The organism is Trichococcus sp., assembly GCF_049589555.1.
In the GTDB taxonomy this organism is placed as follows: domain Bacteria; phylum Bacillota; class Bacilli; order Lactobacillales; family Aerococcaceae; genus Trichococcus.
In genome coordinates, this window is the sequence record NZ_JBAWAZ010000004.1 from 1 (window position 1) to 4,756 (window position 4,756).

General features: G+C 40.9%; 4 protein-coding genes and 2 pseudogenes. 2 read left to right on the top strand and 4 right to left on the bottom strand.

Annotation, left to right across the window (positions count from 1 at the left end):
• The 4 genes and pseudogenes from WBV27_RS00045 to WBV27_RS00060 form a co-directional block, all read right to left on the bottom strand.
• Window positions 1-349 (bottom strand): annotated as a pseudogene (locus tag WBV27_RS00045) (ammonium transporter); the annotation flags it as partial.
• Window positions 350-1,094: 745 nt separating this feature from the next.
• Window positions 1,095-2,279, bottom strand: coding sequence for an NADH-dependent flavin oxidoreductase (locus WBV27_RS00050; RefSeq protein ID WP_424198330.1), 1,185 nt, complete (start codon window positions 2,277-2,279; stop codon window positions 1,095-1,097).
• A gap of 78 nt (window positions 2,280-2,357) precedes the next feature.
• Window positions 2,358-2,996, bottom strand: coding sequence for an MBL fold metallo-hydrolase (locus WBV27_RS00055; protein WP_424198332.1), 639 nt, complete (start codon window positions 2,994-2,996; stop codon window positions 2,358-2,360).
• A gap of 36 nt (window positions 2,997-3,032) precedes the next feature.
• A complete protein-coding gene (locus WBV27_RS00060) occupies window positions 3,033-3,728 on the bottom strand; it encodes a DsbA family oxidoreductase (RefSeq protein WP_424198334.1) in 696 nt (231 codons plus the stop codon).
• A 177-nt stretch (window positions 3,729-3,905) separates the two neighbouring features.
• Between WBV27_RS00060 and WBV27_RS00065 the strand changes: the two genes are divergently transcribed.
• Together WBV27_RS00065 and WBV27_RS00070 are read left to right on the top strand one after the other, a co-directional pair.
• Complete coding sequence (locus tag WBV27_RS00065; RefSeq protein ID WP_424198336.1) at window positions 3,906-4,226, top strand: winged helix-turn-helix transcriptional regulator; 321 nt, start codon at window positions 3,906-3,908, stop codon at window positions 4,224-4,226.
• A gap of 228 nt (window positions 4,227-4,454) precedes the next feature.
• A pseudogene (locus tag WBV27_RS00070) lies at window positions 4,455-4,756 on the top strand (tRNA pseudouridine(38-40) synthase TruA); the annotation flags it as partial.

Sequence of the window (4,756 nt, forward strand, 5' to 3'; positions counted from 1 at the left end):
TTCCGGAAATGATTGCAGGTGTAATGATTGCAAAAGCCAATTGGAACATCATGAATAACTGATGTGGGATTGTCGGAGCATAATCTACAGGGGCGAATCCAACATTTTTAAGAAAAGCAAATGAAAAATCGCCGATGATTGAATTGTCTCCTCCGAATGACAAGGAATAACCTAAAAGTATCCATTGTATCACCACTACTACAATAGCTGCATAACTATGCATGGTTGTGCTCAGAACATTTTTTGCCCTGACCATCCCTCCATAAAATAAAGATAACGCTGGGGTCATCAGCAGGACCATTACCGTTGCGAGGAACATGAAAGTCGTGTCCGCCATATTGATTTCCATTTAATTGATCTCCTTTGATTTTAAATTTCTAATTTGTTCTTAACTATGGAGCAAATTATATAGTCAATAAAGCAGATAGTCATTTCGATTCTCACAGTTGATGGGACTATATGTCACACGAGATTGGTATAACACAAAAATAGATGATAGCGTTCACACTTCAGGATGATTCAAAAAAGGTACTTGTCCTGCGAATTGTTGTTGTTCATTCGAAAATAAATTCACCGCCTCGATGGCGGAATGATCCGACTGACCTCTACTCCCGTCATGATTAGGAAAGGTAATTCAAAAAACGCATCACTTCAAGGTTCTGCGGCTTTTTCACAAGGGATTGCATCCGGAAATTTAGGATGGTTCGTCAATTTTTCTCCCAAAATATTGGGTCCATCGATTGAAAAACATCCGTATATTTTGTGGTTTTTCTTCATTTAGCATCCTGTTTTCAGTTTCAAACACTGTGTGAATAACCTCACATTATCTGTCACTTCCTGACACAATAAATCGGGATAAAAACCCGTCGCATAAGCTTTCCCAGGTGTTTCTATCAATAAAATGGGGAATTTCAGAAAAGTGAGGATTTGGTGATTGGATCACATTACCGAGGAATTCCAGTTCGATCGATTTTTCCATTTTTTCTGTTTTTTTCAAAAAAAATGACTTCAACATGGCAGCATTCCTGCTAGTTGACGTCAGTTTTTTCGGCAAGCGATCTTGAACCGTCGAAATCATCTTGCTTATTTATATTTTATTTTTTGTAGCCTTCCATTGGAGCCGCGCTTGCCAAGAATGCATCCGATGATGGCTTAGCATCCGTTGAGAGATGGATCTGCTCTTTGTAGACACTGGTCAGATAGGTTTGCATTGCTCTCGGAATCGCTAGTTCTTCGAAGTCTGTAGGAGAAATAGTATAACGAATACTTGCTTCATCATTCATCATGACCTTTTGAACCCATTGTGGTTCCCGGATAAGCTCACGGCCAAGAGCAACCAGTTCTAATCCATCATCCATAGCTTTTTGAACGTCGGCTGGAGTTTCCATGGAGCCCACACCAATCAACGGCAATTCATTATTTAAAACAGCCAGCATTTGTTCAACAATGGGAACCAAATTGGTTTTGTCGTTCATTGACGTCCGCGAAATATGACCGATTGATACATGAAGATAGTCAATCTTAGCTTGTTTTAGTTTTTCGATTAAAGCGAAAGTGTCTTCCAAACGGATTCCCGGAGTTTCGAATTCTTCTGGCGACACACGATAACCAAGAAGAAACGTTTTCGACCCATTCTCTTTTATTACTTCTTGAACTTTCTTGACGACTGCTAAAGGAAAGCGAAGGCGATTTTCAAAGCTGCCGCCCCATTGATCTGTTCTTCTGTTTGAATGGGGAGAAACAAATTGTTGGAGTAAGTACGTATTGGCTCCGTGAAGTTCAACACCATCAAAACCAGCTTTGATCGCTCTTAACGTCGCTTCACCAAAATCCTCAATAATTTGTTCAATCTCAGGTTCCGTCAAGGCTCTGGGCGTTTCTGCACCCGGTCTTTCAGCAGCAATTGCGCTGGCACTAACCGTTTGTGTCCCTCGCAAAACTCTTGAATTGCTCATTCGTCCCGCATGGAATATTTGCAATACTGCTTTTGTCCCATCCTGTTTAATTGCCGTTGCGATCTTAGTCAAATCAGGAATAAAACGATCATCTGTTGCGCTGAATGCTCCTTCAAATCCTTTGCCGTCCTCTGATACATTGGCAACCGCAGTGATGATCATACCTGGCCCGCCGCCGCGACGGTGATAATAATTCACCTCGTCGGTTGTCACATGGCCATCATGAAAACTGGACATAGTTGTCATTGGTGCCATCACGATTCTATTCTTAAGTTCCAAACCATTCGAAAAACGATAACCTTCTAAAAAAGTGTATTTTGTCATTTCGTATAATCTCCTATCTCTAGAGGGTACCTTTTTATCTATTTGAAATTCCCAGGCTGTAGCCAATTGGCCTTCCCGTTACTCGACCATGTTCCTGCAGATTCGAGCTCTTTCACTTCCTACTGTTGTGGGGCCGCTGTGGCCGGAATAAAGGACTGTGTCTTCTGGCAGAGTTAAGATTTTTGTGATTACCTCTGTAAACAACTGAACTTCATCTCCTCCATAGAAGTCACTGATCCCTAGACTTCCCTTAAAAATACTGTCTCCCACAAAGGCAGCCTGCTCTTCTTTGCTGTAAAATACTACACCGTCTGTTGTGTGACCGGGAACATGCATTACCTGAACCCTTATGTGGGGATTGGATTCTAAAGCAATCACGTCTCCATGCTTTATGTACTGCACATCTTTCAAAACTACTTTTAATCCATTTTCTTCCGACAAATTCCATATAGGGTCCATTATGTAGCGCTCCCCTTTTTCATGGATATAAATCGGAGCCTGCAGTTTTTGACTGACTTCTTCGGCAGCACCGATATGATCAAAATGCCCATGTGTGATCAGTATTTTTTCTATTTGAAAGCCGTATCTTTCAATTACCTCTAGAATCAAATCTGCATTTGCTCCTGGGTCGATTAAAAATCCGTGTTTCGTTTCTTTATCAATCAAAAAATAGACATTTGTTGTAAAAACACCTGTAACCGGCAGTGTATATATCATAAAATCCCTCTATTCTACCCAATGTAAAATTCTTGTTTATATACTACAGCCATCTATTCCGCAAGCCATTCCATCATTTAATAATTCCAGTTGTTTCTTTTCTTCATCCAGTATGTTCAATAAAGTCTCTTTGATAAAAACAGCAGGCTGTGCTCCTGATATTACATATTTTCGATTGATCAAAAAGTAAGGAACTGACCGTATCCCCAAAGCTGCAGCTTCCTGCTCATCTTGGCGCACTTCTGATGCATAAAGGTCTGATTCGATTACTCTTCTTACTTCAAATTCGGAAATGCCAATTTCAGATCCAATTCCTATCAGTACTTGCGGATCACTTAATTCTTTATTTTCATTAAAATATGCATGAAACAGCTTCTCAGTAATTTCATGGCCCTTTCCGCGTCCTTCTGCATACTTTGTCAACCTGTGCGCATCCAGCATATTTGTGTATCGAGTTGTCTCGTAATGGAAAGCCAACCCAACATTTTTGGCTGCTTCGTTAACATTTTCTATCATCTGCATGGCTTGTTGACTATTGTATCCATACTTTCGGGAGATACGCTCTGGAGTTGCACTTGTTACCTGAGCACTGGCTGTCACATCCAACTCGAAACTTTTCATCAAAACCTCAATGGACCCGCTGTCCGGGATTTCCTTCATAGCCAACTCCAGATTTCTTTTACCTATATAGCAAAAAGGGCATGCATAATCTGACCAAATCTCTATCTTCACAATTTACCTCCTTCTAAAATAATTACTTTCTTTTTTGTGAATATGCTATTATTATATTTGAATATAACAGCGGAACAAGTACGCAAAAATAACAGAGTAACTATACAAAAAGATAGAATTGTGTACGTTACAGGCTTATGCCCATAAAAATTTTTTTAGAAATGTGTGGTTAATACAATGCAACATGATAACCCAGCTTTTTCCGATTGCCCTCTTGAATATGCCATCAGTATCCTCGGGGGAAAGTGGAAATCACGCGTACTTTGGACAATTTATACATCCAAGTCCATACGTTTCAACCAATTGAAACGGGAACTTAACGGTATCACCGATATGATGCTGACTAAAATCCTAAAAGAATTTGTTGCCCAAAACATTGTCATTCGTCACCAATATAATGAGGTTCCGCCACGCGTTGAATACTCTTTATCCGAGAATGGTTTGAAATTAGTAGAATCTTTGAGTGAAATCCGAAAATGGTCCCGCGAAGTTCACTGATATATCAACTCGGTCCTGGATGATTCCTCAGATGCATTTCAGAAAATTGCGGTCCAATAACGTAGTGTCTGCGCTGGTAGAGTTGGTTAAGGTCTTTCGGACTCCAACTTGCCAGCTTTTTGTTGTAAACATTCTGAGAAAATACGCCAAACCGGAATAATATTCGGTATAATACATGAGTACACGGCATGCAACGATGCACAGAATCCGATGTTTAAGGGAGATAAAATGAGAAATATAAAAATGACGATCGAGTATGATGGCGGCAGATACCTGGGCTGGCAAAGGCTCGGGGATTCGGACAAAACCATTCAAGGCAAAATAGAGAATATCCTGTCGGCAATGACAGGAACAGAGCTCGAAATCATCGGCTCGGGCCGGACGGATGCAGGAACCCACGCCAGGGGACAGGTAGCCAATTTCAAGACGACATCCAAAATGGATTTGACAGCGATGCAGGACCATCTGATTCGTTACCTTCCGCGCGACATTGTCGTCAAAGAGCTGGAGGAGGTTCCGGAAAGGTTCCA

Excerpts from the sequence above, each read along its gene's own strand:
- WBV27_RS00050 (WP_424198330.1), bottom strand. The coding sequence starts at position 2,279 with ATGACAAAATACACTTTTTTAGAAGGTTATCGTTTTTCGAATGGTTTG.
- WBV27_RS00055 (WP_424198332.1), bottom strand. The coding sequence starts at position 2,996 with ATGATATATACACTGCCGGTTACAGGTGTTTTTACAACAAATGTCTAT.
- WBV27_RS00065 (WP_424198336.1), top strand. The coding sequence starts at position 3,906 with ATGCAACATGATAACCCAGCTTTTTCCGATTGCCCTCTTGAATATGCC.